Genomic DNA, 14,776 nt, shown 5'->3' with positions numbered 1-14,776 from the left:
GAGGTCAACCGGCAAAGTCGCGGACGTCTGCGAGATGGCCGGCGACGGCTGCGGCAGCAGCCATGGCCGGCGAGACGAGATGCGTTCGCGCTCCGGGGCCCTGTCGGCCGACGAAATTGCGATTGCTGGTCGATGCGCAGCGTTCGCCGGGGGGGACCTTGTCCGGGTTCATCCCGAGGCAGGCCGAACAGCCGGGTTCGCGCCATTCGAAACCTGCATCGATGAAAACCTTGTCCAGCCCTTCTTCCTCGGCCTGGCGCTTGACCAGCCCAGAACCCGGCACGACGATCGCCCAGCGTACGTTAGGTGCCTTTGTGCGCCCTTTCAGTATCGCTGCGGCGGCGCGCAAATCCTCGATCCGGCTGTTGGTGCAACTGCCGATAAAGACGTTCTCGACGGGAATGTCCTGCATCCGCTGGCCCGGTTGCAAGCCCATGTAATCGAGGCTTTTTTGCGCGGCCTGCTGCTTGGAAGGATCGCTGAAACTGTCGGGAGATGGCACGGTGCCGCCGATCGCGACGACGTCTTCCGGGCTGGTGCCCCAGGTCACTGTCGGCTCGACATCGCGTGCGTCGATGGTGACCGATTTGTCGAATTCGGCCCCGGGGTCCGTTCGGAGCGAACGCCAGTATGCGACTGCCGCGTCCCAGTCCTCTCCCTTGGGGGCGTAGGGGCGCCCCTTCACGTAATTGAAGACTGTCTCGTCTGGCGCGATCAGGCCGGCACGTGCGCCGCCCTCGATGCTCATGTTGCAAACGGTGAGGCGTTCTTCGACGCTCATCGCCTCGAACACGGGGCCGCGATATTCGATCACGTAACCCGTGCCGCCGGCAGCGCCGATCCTGCCGATGATGTGGAGGATAAGGTCCTTGGCCGTGACACCCGGGCCAAGCTCTCCTTCGACCCGGATCTCCATCGATTTCGAGCGCTTAAGCTGGAGCGTCTGGGTGGCGAGGACGTGCTCGACCTCGCTCGTGCCGATACCGAAGGCGAGGGCACCCAGACCGCCGTGGCAGGCGGTGTGGGAATCGCCGCAAACGATGGTCGTACCAGGTAGCGAGAAGCCCTGTTCCGGGCCGACAACATGCACGATCCCTTGCGCTTCTGCCGTTGCATCGATGTAGCGGATGCCGAACGAAGGCGCATTCGCCTCGAGCGCTGCGAGCTGTGCCGCGCTTTGCGGATCGGTGATCGGAAGCCGTTTCCCGTCAGCGTCGACGCGCGCTGTGGTGGGAAGATTGTGGTCTGGTACGGCCAGCGTCAGCTCTGGGCGGCGGACGGTCCGTCCGCTCATCCTCAATGCCTCGAAAGCCTGGGGGCTGGTCACTTCGTGCACGAGGTGACGGTCGATATAGATCAGGCTGGTGCCATCGTCGCGCGTTTCAACGACGTGGGCGTCCCAGATCTTTTCATAGAGTGTGCGGGGGCGGCTTGCCATGAGCCTTGGCCTAGGATGGCCGCCCCCACAGGGGCAAGATGGTAAAACTTGGTCAGGCTATAGCTTCAGCGCCTGCCCGAACCGTCGCGATAATTCGCCGGGCGATCGTCCCTGCCATTGCCGCCATCGTTGAGATCCTTCGTCAGCTGGCGGCGAACATTGGAGATGCCGCGATCGAGCGCGCGGACCTCCCATCGCTCGAAGCCACCACGGGCGTAGCTGCGGAATTCGCGCTGCAAGCCGTCGACCTGCGCTTCCAGCCTGACAGCTTCACGGCGGGTAATCTGGCGCTTGACCAGCGCGCGGTCGATCTGGCGATCGAGCTGGGCGATATCGCTACGGAGCGATTTTGCATTGTCATAGCGGGCTGCAGATGCAGGCGCAGCTGCGCCCAAGGCAAGTGCGGCTGCTGCAATGGGAATCCCGAACATCGTCGTCTTCTTCATCGTCATTTCCTTCCATCAGGGCGGTAAAGTCCGCTGGTTCAGAAATATTGCCGATTTGATGAACGCGGAAGATACGGTCTGTCGCAGATGGCACTCGAAAAGTAACGAAATGTCGCCATTTCGCGCGCCGAAGCTGTGACAGTCATTGAATCGAAAGATATCCATGTCTAACTGACACTCATGTCAGCAGTGCCGCCAGCCAAACCCTTCGCATTCCCCATCAAGGTCCTTCCCGAGGACATCGATTTCATGGGGCATGTAAACAATGCGCGTTACCTCAACTGGGTGCAGGATGCTGTCCTGGCGCACTGGCGCAAGTTGGCGCCTGCTGAAGAGGTTGCAGCGAAGGCCTGGGTCGCGCTGAAGCACGAGATTACCTATCGCAAGCCGGCGTTTCTCGAAGATGACGTCATCGCCCAAACGGTGCTCGAACATTTCCAGGGTGCACGGGCATTCTATCACACGGTCATCAGCCGGGGTGAGGAAGTGCTAGCAGAGGTGAAGTCGAGCTGGTGCTGCATCGATGCAGAGACATTGCGACCGGCACGAATTGGCGATCACATGCGCGCCTTCTTTTTCCCGCGCGACTAATCTTCTATACCTATCGGCATGCCCGACTGGATTCTGCCCGTTGTCATTGTGATCGCGACCGTGTTCGCGATGGAATGGGTCGCGTGGGCGAGCCACAAATACATCATGCACGGCTGGGGATGGGGCTGGCACAGGGACCACCACGAACCGCACGACAACCTGTTGGAGAAGAACGACCTCTATGCCATCGTCGGCGCAGCGATGAGCATTTCAATGTTCGCCGTGGGCAGCCCGATGATCATGGAGGCTTCTGCTTGGTGGCCGGGCACGTGGATCGGCCTCGGCATTCTGTTCTACGGGATCATCTACACATTGGTTCACGACGGGTTGGTGCATCAGCGCTATTTCCGATGGGTGCCCAAGCGCGGATATGCAAAGCGTCTGGTGCAGGCGCACAAGCTGCATCATGCAACGATCGGTAAAGAGGGCGGCGTGAGCTTTGGTTTCGTCCTCGCCCGCGACCCTGTGAAGCTGAAGGCCGAACTTAAACGTCAGCGAGAGGCCGGAATTGCCGTGGTGCGGGACAGCGCCGGGGCGTAACTATTCGTTGCGCGTGGCGATCCAGCTTCCCGCGATCACCAGTATGGCAACCGAAATCCAGTACCAGGGATGGCCGAGCGTGAAGTAGGTTACGACCGCACCGGTCGCCATCGCGCCGATCGCCATGGTCTTTGCGCGGCGACTGATGGCGCGGCGCTCGCGCCAATCAAGAACTTGCGGTCCCCAGGTCGGATGGTCGAGAATCTTCTGTTCCCATTCGGGATTGCTGCGGGCGAAGAAATAGACCGCCAGCAACAGGAACGGCACGGTAGGCATGATCGGCAGGAAAGCGCCGATGATCCCAAGTCCTACGGCAAGAAAGCCCAGAGCGCTGTAAATTGGCCGCATGGAAAGGTAACGCGTTTCAGCCCCCGGCGATCCGGGCGGCGTGCTCCTTGACCAGCGAGATCATGTTCGGGACCCCCTGAGTCCGGTTGGATGACAGCTGGTTCTTGAGGTCGAACGGCTCGAGCGCACCGGTGACATCCATCGCAGCGACTTCGGCAGCGGGCTTGTCCTGTACGGCGGCAACGACCAGCGCGACTATACCCTTGGTGATCGCGGCATTGCTGTCGGCCAGGAAGTGCAGCTTTTCGGCCTCGCCCGTGGGATAGACCCAGACGCTTGCCGAACAGCCCCTGACGAGTGTGGCATCGGTCTTTAGCGCATCGGGCATGGGGTCGAGTTCGCGCCCCAGCTCGATCAGCAGGCGATAACGCTCGTCGCCTTCGAGGAATTCATATTCTTCACGGATATCGTCGAGACTACGCATGGCGGCGGCATCTAGCGGGGCTATGCCCCTGCGTCCAACGTTTCAGCCTGCCAGTCCGCCCGGGCGGGTCAGGGCGTAATAGATGACGTAGAACCAGCCGAAAAATCCCTGGATGACGGCCCAGACGATCGATTTGTGCAGGCTCCACGAGATTGCGACTGCGATCGCACTGCCAAGGCCAATCCCGGCACGAGCAGCATCGGTGCGCGCTGCGCTCACAGGTCCACCCCGCTCGCGATCGCTTCCAGCTTCTTGATACGCTCTTTCAGGTCCGCGATCTCGATCCGCGCGGCGCCTACGCCGCCCGTCATCCCGACGCTGCCTTCAATGTCGCGTGACTGGCTTTCGAGTTCGCGCTGTTTCAGCGACAGCCAGCCCTGCCATGCCTTGAGCAGTGCCATGGCAGTCACGCAAAGCCCGACAAGCGATGCTGCGGCGATGATTACAGTCGGTTCGAACATACCCTCATGTCCTCCTTCAACCCTGGCCTCTCAAAACGGCCTTAGCTGTCCTGTTCGTTGCGCAGCGCCTCGATTTCGGCGGCGATACGCTTCGTTTCCCTGGCATCGACCGAATTACCATCGGTGGCGATGCGTTCGAGCACCTTGATCCGTTCACGCAGATCCTCGATCTCCCGGCGAGCTTCGGGATCATCTCTCCGGACGAATTCTTCATTGCCCAGATAGTCCCGCGAAACGCCGTTCTGTGCGCGGTGTTTCGATTTGATCACTTCGGTCACCGCGACAATCGCGACGATGATGACGATGGCAGTCCAGAAACTCACCGCGTTGTCTCCTGTCGCGCTTCGAGCGCATCGAGTTCATGAAGGTCGCGCAGCTGTTCGATCTGCATCGCCAGGTCCTGCTTGCTGTCGGTTGCGATGCGTTCGAGCACGCGCACCCGTTCTTCCAGCTTGCGGAACACCTCTGTGTTGCCTCCCTTGCGCGCTTCTTCTGCGCGGGCGATCAGTTCCAGCTTGCGTTCCTCGTGGTTCACGGCGCGGCGGTGGAACTGGTGTCCTGCCCACAGCGCAATCGAACCGGCGACGATTACGAACAGGAAAATCAGGGCGAGGACGTCCATCAGACACGCTCCCCGTGCTTGATGTCGAGCGGCGTGCCGCTGCCGATTTCATCGTCGACGCGGCGCGTGTCGCGAAGCGCCTCGATCTGCGTGGCGACATCGTATCCGCGGTCGGTGACGATCCGCTCCAGGACCTGGACGCGGTCTTCGAGCCGCTGGATCTGGCTGGCGTATTGCGCCGCTTTTTCGGCGCTGGCACCCGCTGTCGCTTCCAGACGGCGTTCTTCCAGCTTGCTCCGCTTGGAGATCCAGACGATCCCCAGGACCATCAGGAACGGTGCGGTAACGCTGGCTAGGCCAATCAATTCACCCATTTCTCAATTCCCCCTTTCCAGATGTCAGCGCAGGCGTTCGATTTCGGCGTTCAGGCGCGGATTGCTCGAAACATAGTAGGTTTCGACATCGGCCAGGCGGCGATCGACGTCGCGGAACCGAGCGCGGATTTCACGGGCGGTGCGTTTCGGGCTCTGCCGCACGCGCTGCCAGTAACGCTGTTCGTCCTGGTCGACATAAAGGTGCGAAGGCTTCTTGTTCAGCAGGATGCCGGCGATGAAATAGCCCGGGATGACCAGCGGCGCAGCGCCCATCACTGTGAGTGCGATCGCGCCGAGGCGGACCCACATCACGTTGACGCCGGTGTAGTCCGCGATGCCCGAACAGACGCCCAGCAGCTTCGCATTGAACTTGTCGCGGTAAAGCGTGGTGCGGGGGCTGTTCATCGTGCACTTCCTTTCTTTTCTGCGAGCAGGTTCTCAAGCTCGCGCAGCTGCTGGTTATCGCGGTCCTGATCGGCGATCAGGCGCTTCGGCTGGAAATCGGGGTTGTCGGAGGCAACCAGTCGTTCGACCGTATCCATCCGCTCGTCGAGGCGTTTGGCGAGGCTGTAGAGCTCTTCCAGCAGCACTTCGTCGTCGGTGGTGATCGTCGCTGCCGTCTTCCAGCGCGTGATGTAGTGCAGGATCAGCCAGGGCAGGCCGATAACGATCATAGGGATGATAATGGCTTCTTCACCCATGACTTAGTCCTCCTTCTCGGCGCTGCCTTTGCCCAGCGCTCTTTTCAGTTCTTCCAATTCTTCATCGATCTTGTCCGAGCCTTCGAGCGCGGCAATTTCGTCTGCCAGGCTCGGCTTGCCCGACTGGTCGGCAATGCTCAGCGCTTCGGCGCGTCCTTCGGCGTAATCGACGCGGCGTTCGAGCTGGTCGAAACGGGCCAGTGCCTCGTCGGTGCGTTCGGTGCTCATCAGCGTGCGCAGCTTGACGCGGTTCTCGGCGCTTTCGAGGCGCGCGGCGATCGCGGTCTGGCGGCTGCGAGCTTCGCGCAGGCGGTTCTGCAACTTCTGGATGTCGGCTTCGTAGGCTCGCAGCGCATCGTCGAGCACGGCGATTTCCTGCTTCAGCTGGTCGGCCATGTCGGCCGCCTTCTTCCGTTCTACCAGCGCTGCGCGCGCCAGGTCTTCGCGATCCTTGCTAAGGGCAAGCTGGGCCTTTTCACCCCAGTCGGCCTGCAAACGATCGAGCTTCACGATATGGCGGTGCATTTCCTTCTGGTCCGCGATCGTGCGGGCGGCGCTCGCCCGGACTTCCACCAGCGTTTCCTCCATCTCGAGGATGATCATGCGGATCATCTTGGCCGGGTCGTCGGCCTTGTCGAGCATGTCGTTGAAATTGGCGGCGATAATATCACGGGTTCGGCTGAAAATGCCCATGAAGGCTACTCCATTGAGAAAGTTGTCTGCAGTCTTTTCGTCTTCGGCATCGCTGCGCGTGGACTGGGTCGGGGTCGGGCTGCGGCGCAGCCGTTCGATCTCCGCATCCAGCCGCGACAGGCGCTTGCCGGGAGGGGTTTGGGCCGGAGCGGATGCGCCGGGACTGGAAAAAGCGTCACCCGTCTTGCTTTCGGGGGGGACTGAGCTCTCCGGCCCAAGTTCGGTATTGGGGGTAGGCTTGGTCATGCCAGCTCGACGACTTCGTGCTGGGCGACAGCGGCATAAGCCGGGGTTGCCTGCATCTGGGCCGAGAGTGCCACGAACGCAGCCATCGCCGCGATGCTGGCGAGTGCTGCCTGTCCCAGCTTGGTCTGGAAGAAGCGGCGGTTGTACATGATCTCAAACTCCCTTGTGTTGTGTTCATCATTCAGCAAGGGGCATGCCAAACTTCAAAAATGCTTGATTTGCTTGGGTTTTATCCAGTTGCGAATTCGAGTGATTGGTTTTTCTTGCCAAGATTTGGGAAATATCACTATACATTGGGCATGGAGCGGGAAAATCAGTTTATTGGTCAATCCGGAGCGTTTCTCGACGCAGTGGAACGGACCTCTCGTGCCGCACCAATGAACCGTCCGATCCTGGTGATCGGAGAGCGAGGCACGGGCAAGGAACTGATCGCCGAGCGCCTTCATCGCCTGTCCACCCGCTGGGACGAACCGCTCGTCACCATGAACTGCGCCGCCTTGCCGGAAACGCTGATCGAAGCTGAACTGTTCGGTCACGAAGCGGGGGCATTCACCGGTGCTACCAAGGCTCGCGCCGGAAGGTTCGAGGAAGCCGACAAAGGCACGCTATTTCTCGACGAACTGGGCACTTTGTCGATGGGTGCGCAGGAACGCCTGCTTCGCGCCGTCGAGTATGGCGAGGTTACGCGCATTGGCGCTTCCCGTCCGATCCGGGTCGATGTTCGCATCGTTGCTGCGACGAATGACGATTTGCCTACTCTGGCAGAGCGCGGTGAGTTTCGTGCCGACTTGCTCGATCGCCTCAGTTTCGAAGTCATCACGCTGCCGCCGCTCAGGGTGCGGGAAGGGGACGTCCCGGTGCTGGCCGACTATTTCGGACGCCGGATGGCGGCCGAACTGGCGTGGCACGATTGGCCCGGTTTTGCACCGCATGTGGCGGCCGAACTCGAAAACCATCAATGGCCGGGTAATGTGCGCGAGCTTCGCAATGTCGTGGAGCGGGCGGTCTACCGCTGGGATGATTCCGGCCAGCCTATCGGCCATGTCCAGTTCGATCCGTTCGAAAGCCCGTGGAAGCCGTTTGCGCCCAATCACCGCAAGCAATCCAACAATGCCGCCGAAGTCACGGCGACTCCAGCGCCGGTTGTTGCGCCGGATCTCGATCAGATCGACGATCTGCGCGCGGCAGTGGACGACCATGAGAAGCGGATCGTTGAACATGCCTTGGGCAAGCATCGCTGGAACCAGCGGCAGACTGCAAAGGCTTTGGGCCTTTCCTATGATCAGTTACGCCATTGCATCAAGAAGCACGGGCTGAGCGAATAGAACAGGGTAGACTGGGTTATGCGTACGGGTCGAATGCTGGTGCTCATCCTGATCATGCTGCTCGTTGCCGGCCTTGCGGTCGGTTTCAACCATTATGCCAGCCAGCAAGCCGATGAAATCGCCGCAAACGCTCCTGCAGTTCTCGCCGAGACGGAAACCGCAGAGGCTGACGACAGCGAAGGACGCATGGAGATGCGGCAATGTGAAGAGGCGCAGGCGGAGTACGACGACCTGTGGGACCGCAGCCTGGAAAATCCTGAAGATGCAGAGCTCGAGGAAGAACTGGAGGTCGCATACGGCAAGGTGCTGAGCATCTGCGAAGGCTGAACCAGGCAAGCTCAATCGCTTTGCCGTTGATATGGAGCGGGCAGTCGCTTTGTTCACCAGCAATCTTGTCTAGGGCGCTCTTCGGCGCTTGCGGGAACAAGATGGCGCGTTATTGTCCGGCCGAGGGATTGGAATCACCAATATGTCGAATGCGTGCCCCCGGGTCGCCGGGCACTTGCATATTCTAATGTTGGCCGTGCTGGCCGTAGTCGGTGCGCTTCTTGCGCCCGTGGCTTCACGCGCGCAGGTCGTCCCGTCGGTTCTCGAAGAAATGACGGTCGTTACGCAGGACGATGAAAGCGCGACTTTCATCCTCCGCTTCTCTCCGCGAGAGCCGCGCATCGCGATCGTCGAGAACAATCCGACCAGGCCAGAACTGGTCATGGCAACGACATTGAAGACCGGGCGGACCAAGGACCGGCAGAGCTTCCGTGGGATCGTTCGCCAGCTGCAGTTCTTTCGTCAGGACGGCAGCCTGATCCTTCGCTTCGATACGGCATTGCCGGCTACGGTTAAAAGCGAGCTTGTCGGCAACAACGCGGTCCAGGTGCGAGTCCAGCGGGTCAGCGACGAGGAAGTGCTCGGCAGCCGCCCAATCGGATCGGAAGGCGAGGATGTCGTCCCCCAGCAGGAGCTCAATCGCGGTCCGGTCGATGCATGGCAGCCCGGCGATTCTTACGAGCTGGTAATGCTCAAATATGCCGATGTGTCGGAGGTTATCGGCCTGCTGACTGAAGGCGTCGAGATTCAGCCGAACGATGTCTTCATTCGACGCGAACCGGGTTTCGGGTCGCCCGGAGCGACGCAGCAGAACAACTACATTAGTCCGCCCCAGCAGGTGCAACGGGAAGAGCAGCCGCTTGGCCAGAATTTCGGAAACGGACTGGCCGTTGACCGGCGATTGAATGCAATCTGGGTTACCGGCTCGCCCGAGAGGATCGAGCGGGTAAAGCGTCAGATCGCACTGATCGATGTGCCCGTCGACAGCGTCATTCTGGAAACCCAGTTCGTGGAATTGACGGAAAGCGGCGCGCGCAATCTGGGGATCGATTTCACCAACCAGAACGGCCAGATCGCCGTGGGGACGGCGACACGCGGATCATACAATCCGTTCGGGATCGATCTTACCGACATTCTATTGTCGGGCCAGCTGCAGGCGGCGATCAACGCCCAGATACAGAAGGGCGAGGGCCGCATTGTATCGCGCCCGCGGATTGCGGCGCAGAGCGGTTCCACTGCCAAAATCATTACCGGCGATGCGCTTCCCATCCTGACTTCGATCCAGTTGTCAGGCGTCAACGGCGTTTCGCAGCAGGTTCAATATGTGAACGTGGGTGTGACGTTGCAGATTGCGCCGCGCGTCAGCAGCGATGGCTACATCACGTCCAAGATATACGGCGTCGTCTCTTCGGTTACGGGCTTCAGCCAGGGCTACCCGACGATCAGCCAGCGCGAGGCTGAGACGAGTGCTTCGGTGCGCGATGGTGAAACCTTCGTCATCGGCGGTCTGACCCAGGAAAACGTGCTCACCACGAAATCGAAAATCCCGCTCCTGGGGGATCTGCCCCTGGTAGGCGCGGCTTTCCGGAACGAGCGTTCGACCAGCACCAAGACCGAACTCTACATCGTCATCACGCCGCGGATTGTGCGCCACCGCCGCTTCGAGCAATTGCAGAGCGGCGAAATGGACTCGGAAACATCGGAAGTTGAAATGGACCGATTCAGTCAGTAAGGGACGTTAGGCAACACAAGAGTGAGTAATAATAATATAATAATTAGTAATAGCCAAATACTTAACTTGGTTAATATTAAGTGATTATTACTCTGATTTCCTCACTCTGATTTTTTTAGTGTGTAATTTCAAAAACTAGTGACTTTTTGCAGTCCTTTACTGGTTTTCCCGTCGACAGTGATATTTTCCTCCTTATAGTCTGCATGTCGGGTCGTTGCTCAGGCGAGCCGCCAATCATGATAATTGGAGGGTCTCAATGAAACTGAAGGTTCTTGCTGTTGCTGCTGGCCTGCCGCTGGTGGCGATGGCCACTCCGGCGCATGCAGAAAAAGCAGGCGACAAGATCGCCAACAGCTACATCTGCGTATTCAAGAAAGGTGCTGTTTCGCGCGGCAATGTGAAGGCCGAGGCAAATCGCGCCGCACAGGCCAATGCCGCACAGGTGAAGCATGTTTATGACGTCGTGCTTCGCGGTTTCGCCGTGAACGCAGCGCCCCAGGCTGTCGAGAACATGCAGCGCAACAACGCGAACATCGCCTATTGCGAGCAGGACCAGGTCGTAACCGCCATCCAGTGGCAGGGCAATGGTCTGGCCGGCAAGGGTAAGCCCGGTGGCGGCGGTGGCTCGCAGCCCCCTCAGGAGACCCCGTGGGGTATCGCACGTGTCGGTGGCGGCGGTGCGGGTAACTTCAAGACTGCATGGGTCATCGACAGCGGCATCCAGCTCGACCATCCCGACCTCAACGTCGATGTCGCCCGTTCGGCCAGCTTCCTCTCGCGCGGTGGCCCGGGCGATGAAAACGGTCACGGAACCCACGTCGCAGGCACGATCGCTGCGATCGACAACAGCATTGGCGTGATCGGTGTAGCACCGGGTGCGCCGGTCGTGGCCGTTCGCGTGCTCGACCGTCGCGGTTCGGGTTCTACCTCGGGCGTTGTCGCAGGCATCAACTATGTTGCGACCTACGGCCAGCCGGGTGACGTGGCCAACATGAGCCTTGGCGGCGGTATCAGCCAGTCGCTTGACCAGGCTGTAGTCGATGCTGCAGCGGGCGGTGTCCGCTTCGCCCTTGCTGCCGGTAACGAAGGCGACGATGCGAACAATCACTCGCCTGCCCGTGCAAACGGTCCGAACGTCTTCACCATTTCGGCGATCGACATTAACGACACGCTTGCGAGCTGGTCAAACTACGGCAACCCGCCGGTCGATTTCGCCGAGCCGGGTGTGAGCATCAAGTCGACCTGGACCGGTAGCGGTTACAACACCATCTCGGGTACCTCGATGGCGACCCCGCACTTCGCCGGAATCCTGCTGTGGCACACGACCGGTTCGGTTCCGACCGATGGCCGCATCAACGGCGATCGTGACGGCAACCCCGATTACGTTGGCGTCGTCCAGTAAAACTGGACCTCGCTACGAAAACGAAGGGCCCGGTTCACGCCGGGCCCTTTTTCGTTGCATTCGGCGCGCCTCGCGCCTATCTGCAGCTTATCCCGACATTGTCGATACAAGGTTTGGATGCTGGCGCCGAAAGGGGCCGGCACGAAAAACCGTTTCTGCAATGCTCGATCCGATGGAGACCGAATGGCGAATATCGCGCGATTGAACGAAGTTATCGAACCCGAAGCTCAGGCTCTGGGATTTGATCTCGTGCGCGTGAAAATGGTCCAGTCCGAGGCTGGTGATGGCGGCATGGCGCTGCAAATCATGGCGGAGGATCCGGCGACCGGCCAGCTGATCATCGAACAGTGTGCAGCCCTGAGCCGCCGCGTGTCCGAGCGGATCGATGCGCTGGAGGAAGCGGGTGAGGTGCTGATTGAGGGCGCCTACCACCTCGAAGTCTCGTCACCAGGCATCGACCGGCCGCTAACCCGGCCCAAGGATTTCGCCAACTGGGCGGGCCACGAAGCGAAGATTTCGCTGGTCGAGAAGGTCGACGGTCATCGCAATCTGCGCGGGCCATTGGTCGGCATCGACGGCGAAACCGTGACGGTCGCGGATAACAAAGCGGGGGAGGTTTCCTTCCCGCTCGACAATATTCATAGCGCCAAGCTCGTCCTCACCGACGAACTGATCGCTGCAACGCAACCTCTCGACACCAGTGGTGCCGAGGACATAGTCGAAGACGAAGAAGAAAAGGCTGACGACTGATGGCCAGTGCAATTTCCGCCAACAAGGCCGAGCTGCTCGCGATTGCGAACTCGGTTGCTTCCGAAAAGATGATCGACAAGGCGATCGTCATCGAAGCGATGGAAGAGGCGATCCAGAAGAGCGCGCGTAACCGCTACGGCGCCGAAAACGACATTCGTGCAAAACTCGATCCGCAGACCGGCGACCTTCGCTTGTGGCGCGTCGTCGAGGTCGTCGAAGAGGTTGAAGATTACTTCAAGCAGATCGACCTGAAGGCTGCGCAGAAGCTCGAGAAGGATGCCAGCATCGGCGACTTCATCGTCGACCCGCTGCCGCCGGTCGATCTCGGTCGCATCGACGCGCAGAGCGCGAAGCAGGTGATCTTCCAGAAGGTCCGCGATGCAGAGCGCGAGCGCCAGTACGAAGAATTCAAGGATCGCGCAGGCGAAGTCATCACCGGCGTGATCAAGTCGGTCGAATTCGGCCATGTGATCGTCAACCTCGGCCGCGCCGAAGGCGTCATCCGCCGTGACCAGCAGATCCCGCGCGAGGCAGCTCGTGTCGGCGAACGCGTTCGCGCGCTGATTACCAAGGTCGAGCGCAACAACCGCGGCCCGCAGATTTTCCTCAGCCGTGCGCACCCCGACTTCATGAAAAAGCTGTTCGCGCAGGAAGTGCCCGAAATCTACGACGGCATTATCGAGATCAAGGCCGCAGCCCGCGATCCGGGCAGCCGCGCCAAGATCGGCGTGATCAGCCACGACAGCAGCATCGACCCGGTCGGTGCCTGTGTCGGCATGAAGGGTAGCCGCGTTCAGGCGGTCGTCCAAGAATTGCAGGGCGAAAAGATCGACATCATCCCCTGGTCGGACGATCAGGCGACCTTCATCGTCAACGCGCTGCAGCCAGCAACGGTCAGCCGCGTCGTGCTCGATGAAGACGAGAGCCGCATCGAAGTCGTCGTGCCCGACGACCAGCTGTCGCTGGCCATCGGCCGCCGCGGTCAGAACGTTCGTCTGGCAAGCCAGCTGACCGGCAACCAGATCGATATCATGACCGAGGAAGAAGCTAGCGAGAAGCGGAGCAAGGAATTTGCCGAGCGTTCGAAGATGTTCGAGGAAGAACTCGACGTCGACGAAACGCTGTCGCAGCTCCTGGTTGCCGAAGGCTTCGCCGAGCTTGAAGAAGTCGCCTATGTCGAACTGGCCGAACTCGCCAGCATCGAAGGGTTCGACGAAGAGCTGGCAGAGGAACTGCAGAGCCGTGCAATCGAAGCTCTCGAGCGCCAGGAAGCGACCTATCGCGAAGAGCGCCAGGCACTCGGTGTGGAAGATGATCTGGCGGAAATTCCGCACCTGACCGAAGCGATGCTTGTCACGCTCGGCAAGGCAGGGATCAAGACGCTCGACGATCTCGCCGACCTCGCAACCGACGAACTGATCGCGAAGAAGCGCGAAGCTCCTCGCCGTCGCGGCAATGCCGATGGTCCGCCGATGCGTCGTCCGCAGCGCGAGCAGGACAAGGGCGGCGTTCTGGGCGAATACGGTCTTTCCGAAGAGCAGGGCAACGAGATCATCATGGCTGCCCGTGCACACTGGTTCGACGACGAAGAGGTAGCGGCACCCGCCGAATCCACCGAGGCAGCAACGCAGGAGGCCGCTGATGCGGACTCCACCCAATGAGCGCCTGACGCCCGACATCGCTGAAGATGCCGAGGCCCGGAGCACTTCCGGGCCCGGAAAGTCCTGCGCGAACAGGAAAGAGCCCGAACGGCGCTGTATCCTGACAGGGGATCATGCGGCGCGCGCATCGCTGATGCGTCTCGCAATTTCGCCTGACGGTGACGTGCTGCCCGATCCAGGGGCGAAAGCGCCTGGTCGCGGTGCCTGGATCGGTGTTTCGCGCACTCAACTTGAAGAAGCGCTCGCCAAGGGCCATCTGAAGGGTGCGCTGGCGCGTGCATTCAAAGGGGCTCCGCTCAGGATTCCCGATCAATTGCCGCAAATGATCGAAGATGCGCTGACTCGCAGCTTCCGCGACCGGCTCGGCCTTGAAATGCGTGCAGGGCATTTGCTGCTCGGCTCGGATCGCATTGCGGAACAGGCCCGCGCTGGGCGTGTGGCGCTGCTGATGCACGCGTCCGATGCCAGTGAAGATGGGCGCAAGAAGCTCGATCAGGCCTGGCGTGTCGGTCGCGAGGCGGAAGGAAGCGGAGAGCGCGGTACCGTCTTGCCACTGGACCGTGCGGCTTTGTCTGTGGCATTGGGCCGCGACAATGTCGTTCATCTGGGGGTGAGCGGCCAGGGCGGAGGCCGCATGGCGGCACAGCGGGTGGCATCGTCCCTCGTACGCCTGCAGAAGTTTATCGGGACTGAGACCCGTGAAGAATCAGACGGTTGTGCGCAGGATGCGCATGCCGATACGACGAATTGAATGC

General features: G+C 60.5%; 22 protein-coding genes. 9 read left to right on the top strand and 13 right to left on the bottom strand.

Annotation, left to right across the window (positions count from 1 at the left end; genetic code table 11):
- Positions 1–4: 4 nt before the first annotated feature.
- Positions 5–1,438: a 3-isopropylmalate dehydratase large subunit gene (gene leuC, locus AMC99_RS08315; protein WP_061925328.1), complete on the bottom strand. Its 1,434-nt coding sequence runs from the start codon at positions 1,436–1,438 to the stop codon at positions 5–7.
- 65 nt (positions 1,439–1,503) lie between these two features.
- On the bottom strand, positions 1,504–1,884 hold the full coding sequence (locus AMC99_RS08310; protein WP_061925325.1) for a hypothetical protein: 381 nt from the start codon (positions 1,882–1,884) through the stop codon (positions 1,504–1,506).
- Positions 1,885–2,064: 180 nt separating this feature from the next.
- On the opposite strand from AMC99_RS08310, the gene AMC99_RS08305 reads away from it, so the two are divergent.
- Both AMC99_RS08305 and AMC99_RS08300 read left to right on the top strand, forming a co-directional pair.
- A complete protein-coding gene (locus AMC99_RS08305; RefSeq protein ID WP_061925322.1) occupies positions 2,065–2,475 on the top strand; it encodes an acyl-CoA thioesterase in 411 nt (136 codons plus the stop codon).
- An 18-nt stretch (positions 2,476–2,493) separates the two neighbouring features.
- Positions 2,494–3,015 carry a sterol desaturase family protein gene (locus AMC99_RS08300; RefSeq protein WP_061925319.1) on the top strand — a complete coding sequence of 174 codons (522 nt, stop codon included), beginning with the start codon at positions 2,494–2,496 and terminating at the stop codon, positions 3,013–3,015.
- On the opposite strand, the gene AMC99_RS08295 is transcribed toward AMC99_RS08300, so the two are convergent.
- From AMC99_RS08295 to AMC99_RS14145, 11 genes are read right to left on the bottom strand one after another with little or no spacing between them, the layout of a single operon-like run.
- Positions 3,016–3,363 (bottom strand): YbaN family protein, encoded by a 348-nt coding sequence (locus tag AMC99_RS08295; protein WP_061925316.1) that lies wholly within the window; start codon positions 3,361–3,363, stop codon positions 3,016–3,018.
- A 16-nt stretch (positions 3,364–3,379) separates the two neighbouring features.
- Positions 3,380–3,787, bottom strand: a complete 408-nt coding sequence (locus tag AMC99_RS08290; RefSeq protein WP_061925313.1) for a SufE family protein — start codon at positions 3,785–3,787, stop codon at positions 3,380–3,382.
- Positions 3,788–3,829: 42 nt separating this feature from the next.
- Positions 3,830–4,006, bottom strand: coding sequence for a hypothetical protein (locus AMC99_RS14150; RefSeq protein ID WP_198143504.1), 177 nt, complete (start codon positions 4,004–4,006; stop codon positions 3,830–3,832).
- Positions 4,003–4,248 carry a hypothetical protein gene (locus AMC99_RS08285; protein ID WP_061925310.1) on the bottom strand — a complete coding sequence of 82 codons (246 nt, stop codon included), beginning with the start codon at positions 4,246–4,248 and terminating at the stop codon, positions 4,003–4,005. Before AMC99_RS08285 ends, AMC99_RS14150 begins: the two co-directional genes overlap by 4 nt.
- Before the next feature lie 41 nt (positions 4,249–4,289).
- Positions 4,290–4,571: a hypothetical protein gene (locus AMC99_RS08280; protein ID WP_061925307.1), complete on the bottom strand. Its 282-nt coding sequence runs from the start codon at positions 4,569–4,571 to the stop codon at positions 4,290–4,292.
- Positions 4,568–4,870 carry a hypothetical protein gene (locus tag AMC99_RS08275; protein WP_061925304.1) on the bottom strand — a complete coding sequence of 101 codons (303 nt, stop codon included), beginning with the start codon at positions 4,868–4,870 and terminating at the stop codon, positions 4,568–4,570. Before AMC99_RS08275 ends, AMC99_RS08280 begins: the two co-directional genes overlap by 4 nt.
- On the bottom strand, positions 4,870–5,184 hold the full coding sequence (locus AMC99_RS08270) for a hypothetical protein (protein WP_061925300.1): 315 nt from the start codon (positions 5,182–5,184) through the stop codon (positions 4,870–4,872). Before AMC99_RS08270 ends, AMC99_RS08275 begins: the two co-directional genes overlap by 1 nt.
- Positions 5,185–5,208: 24 nt before the next feature.
- Positions 5,209–5,589, bottom strand: coding sequence for an envelope stress response membrane protein PspC (gene pspC, locus AMC99_RS08265; protein ID WP_061925298.1), 381 nt, complete (start codon positions 5,587–5,589; stop codon positions 5,209–5,211).
- Complete coding sequence (pspB, locus tag AMC99_RS08260) at positions 5,586–5,885, bottom strand: envelope stress response membrane protein PspB (RefSeq protein WP_061925295.1); 300 nt, start codon at positions 5,883–5,885, stop codon at positions 5,586–5,588. The genes pspC and pspB overlap by 4 nt, the downstream gene beginning before the upstream one ends.
- A 3-nt stretch (positions 5,886–5,888) precedes the next feature.
- Positions 5,889–6,824: a phage shock protein PspA gene (gene pspA / locus AMC99_RS08255; RefSeq protein ID WP_420805546.1), complete on the bottom strand. Its 936-nt coding sequence runs from the start codon at positions 6,822–6,824 to the stop codon at positions 5,889–5,891.
- On the bottom strand, positions 6,821–6,973 hold the full coding sequence (locus AMC99_RS14145; protein ID WP_198143503.1) for a hypothetical protein: 153 nt from the start codon (positions 6,971–6,973) through the stop codon (positions 6,821–6,823). Before AMC99_RS14145 ends, pspA begins: the two co-directional genes overlap by 4 nt.
- A gap of 150 nt (positions 6,974–7,123) precedes the next feature.
- Between AMC99_RS14145 and pspF the strand changes: the two genes are divergently transcribed.
- From pspF to AMC99_RS08220, 7 genes are all read left to right on the top strand, one after another.
- Positions 7,124–8,149, top strand: a complete 1,026-nt coding sequence (gene pspF, locus AMC99_RS08250; protein WP_061925293.1) for a phage shock protein operon transcriptional activator — start codon at positions 7,124–7,126, stop codon at positions 8,147–8,149.
- A gap of 33 nt (positions 8,150–8,182) precedes the next feature.
- Complete coding sequence (locus AMC99_RS08245; RefSeq protein ID WP_061925290.1) at positions 8,183–8,476, top strand: hypothetical protein; 294 nt, start codon at positions 8,183–8,185, stop codon at positions 8,474–8,476.
- Positions 8,477–8,705: 229 nt separating this feature from the next.
- Complete coding sequence (locus tag AMC99_RS08240; RefSeq protein WP_198143502.1) at positions 8,706–10,208, top strand: type II secretion system protein GspD; 1,503 nt, start codon at positions 8,706–8,708, stop codon at positions 10,206–10,208.
- Between the two features lie 256 nt (positions 10,209–10,464).
- Positions 10,465–11,610: a S8 family peptidase gene (locus AMC99_RS08235; protein ID WP_061925284.1), complete on the top strand. Its 1,146-nt coding sequence runs from the start codon at positions 10,465–10,467 to the stop codon at positions 11,608–11,610.
- A gap of 183 nt (positions 11,611–11,793) precedes the next feature.
- Positions 11,794–12,360 carry a ribosome maturation protein RimP gene (rimP, locus tag AMC99_RS08230; RefSeq protein WP_061925281.1) on the top strand — a complete coding sequence of 189 codons (567 nt, stop codon included), beginning with the start codon at positions 11,794–11,796 and terminating at the stop codon, positions 12,358–12,360.
- On the top strand, positions 12,360–14,021 hold the full coding sequence (gene nusA, locus AMC99_RS08225) for a transcription termination factor NusA (protein ID WP_061925278.1): 1,662 nt from the start codon (positions 12,360–12,362) through the stop codon (positions 14,019–14,021). Before rimP ends, nusA begins: the two co-directional genes overlap by 1 nt.
- The gene (locus AMC99_RS08220) at positions 14,002–14,772 is read left to right on the top strand and encodes a DUF448 domain-containing protein (RefSeq protein ID WP_061925275.1); all 771 of its coding nucleotides are present in this window, start codon (positions 14,002–14,004) and stop codon (positions 14,770–14,772) included. The genes nusA and AMC99_RS08220 overlap by 20 nt, the downstream gene beginning before the upstream one ends.
- Positions 14,773–14,776: the final 4 nt, after the last annotated feature.

The organism is Altererythrobacter epoxidivorans (genome assembly GCF_001281485.1).
Taxonomy (GTDB): Bacteria; Pseudomonadota; Alphaproteobacteria; order Sphingomonadales; family Sphingomonadaceae; genus Erythrobacter; species Erythrobacter epoxidivorans.
The sequence above is the reverse complement of the archived record's forward strand: the minus strand, read 5'-3'. Positions and strand labels throughout refer to the sequence as shown.

Bases quoted from the DNA above. Each gene is read 5' to 3' on its own strand.
- nusA (WP_061925278.1), top strand. From the start codon at position 12,360: ATGGCCAGTGCAATTTCCGCCAACAAGGCCGAGCTGCTCGCGATTGCG.
- AMC99_RS08245 (WP_061925290.1), top strand. From the start codon at position 8,183: ATGCTGGTGCTCATCCTGATCATGCTGCTCGTTGCCGGCCTTGCGGTC.
- AMC99_RS08305 (WP_061925322.1), top strand. From the start codon at position 2,065: ATGTCAGCAGTGCCGCCAGCCAAACCCTTCGCATTCCCCATCAAGGTC.
- AMC99_RS08235 (WP_061925284.1), top strand. From the start codon at position 10,465: ATGAAACTGAAGGTTCTTGCTGTTGCTGCTGGCCTGCCGCTGGTGGCG.
- AMC99_RS08285 (WP_061925310.1), bottom strand. From the start codon at position 4,248: ATGTTCGAACCGACTGTAATCATCGCCGCAGCATCGCTTGTCGGGCTT.
- pspC (WP_061925298.1), bottom strand. From the start codon at position 5,589: ATGAACAGCCCCCGCACCACGCTTTACCGCGACAAGTTCAATGCGAAG.
- AMC99_RS14145 (WP_198143503.1), bottom strand. From the start codon at position 6,973: ATGTACAACCGCCGCTTCTTCCAGACCAAGCTGGGACAGGCAGCACTC.
- AMC99_RS08310 (WP_061925325.1), bottom strand. From the start codon at position 1,884: ATGAAGAAGACGACGATGTTCGGGATTCCCATTGCAGCAGCCGCACTT.
- rimP (WP_061925281.1), top strand. From the start codon at position 11,794: ATGGCGAATATCGCGCGATTGAACGAAGTTATCGAACCCGAAGCTCAG.
- AMC99_RS08220 (WP_061925275.1), top strand. From the start codon at position 14,002: ATGCGGACTCCACCCAATGAGCGCCTGACGCCCGACATCGCTGAAGAT.
- AMC99_RS08300 (WP_061925319.1), top strand. From the start codon at position 2,494: ATGCCCGACTGGATTCTGCCCGTTGTCATTGTGATCGCGACCGTGTTC.
- pspA (WP_420805546.1), bottom strand. From the start codon at position 6,824: ATGACCAAGCCTACCCCCAATACCGAACTTGGGCCGGAGAGCTCAGTC.
- pspF (WP_061925293.1), top strand. From the start codon at position 7,124: ATGGAGCGGGAAAATCAGTTTATTGGTCAATCCGGAGCGTTTCTCGAC.
- AMC99_RS08295 (WP_061925316.1), bottom strand. From the start codon at position 3,363: ATGCGGCCAATTTACAGCGCTCTGGGCTTTCTTGCCGTAGGACTTGGG.
- pspB (WP_061925295.1), bottom strand. From the start codon at position 5,885: ATGGGTGAAGAAGCCATTATCATCCCTATGATCGTTATCGGCCTGCCC.
- AMC99_RS08275 (WP_061925304.1), bottom strand. From the start codon at position 4,870: ATGGACGTCCTCGCCCTGATTTTCCTGTTCGTAATCGTCGCCGGTTCG.
- leuC (WP_061925328.1), bottom strand. From the start codon at position 1,438: ATGGCAAGCCGCCCCCGCACACTCTATGAAAAGATCTGGGACGCCCAC.
- AMC99_RS08270 (WP_061925300.1), bottom strand. From the start codon at position 5,184: ATGGGTGAATTGATTGGCCTAGCCAGCGTTACCGCACCGTTCCTGATG.
- AMC99_RS08290 (WP_061925313.1), bottom strand. From the start codon at position 3,787: ATGCGTAGTCTCGACGATATCCGTGAAGAATATGAATTCCTCGAAGGC.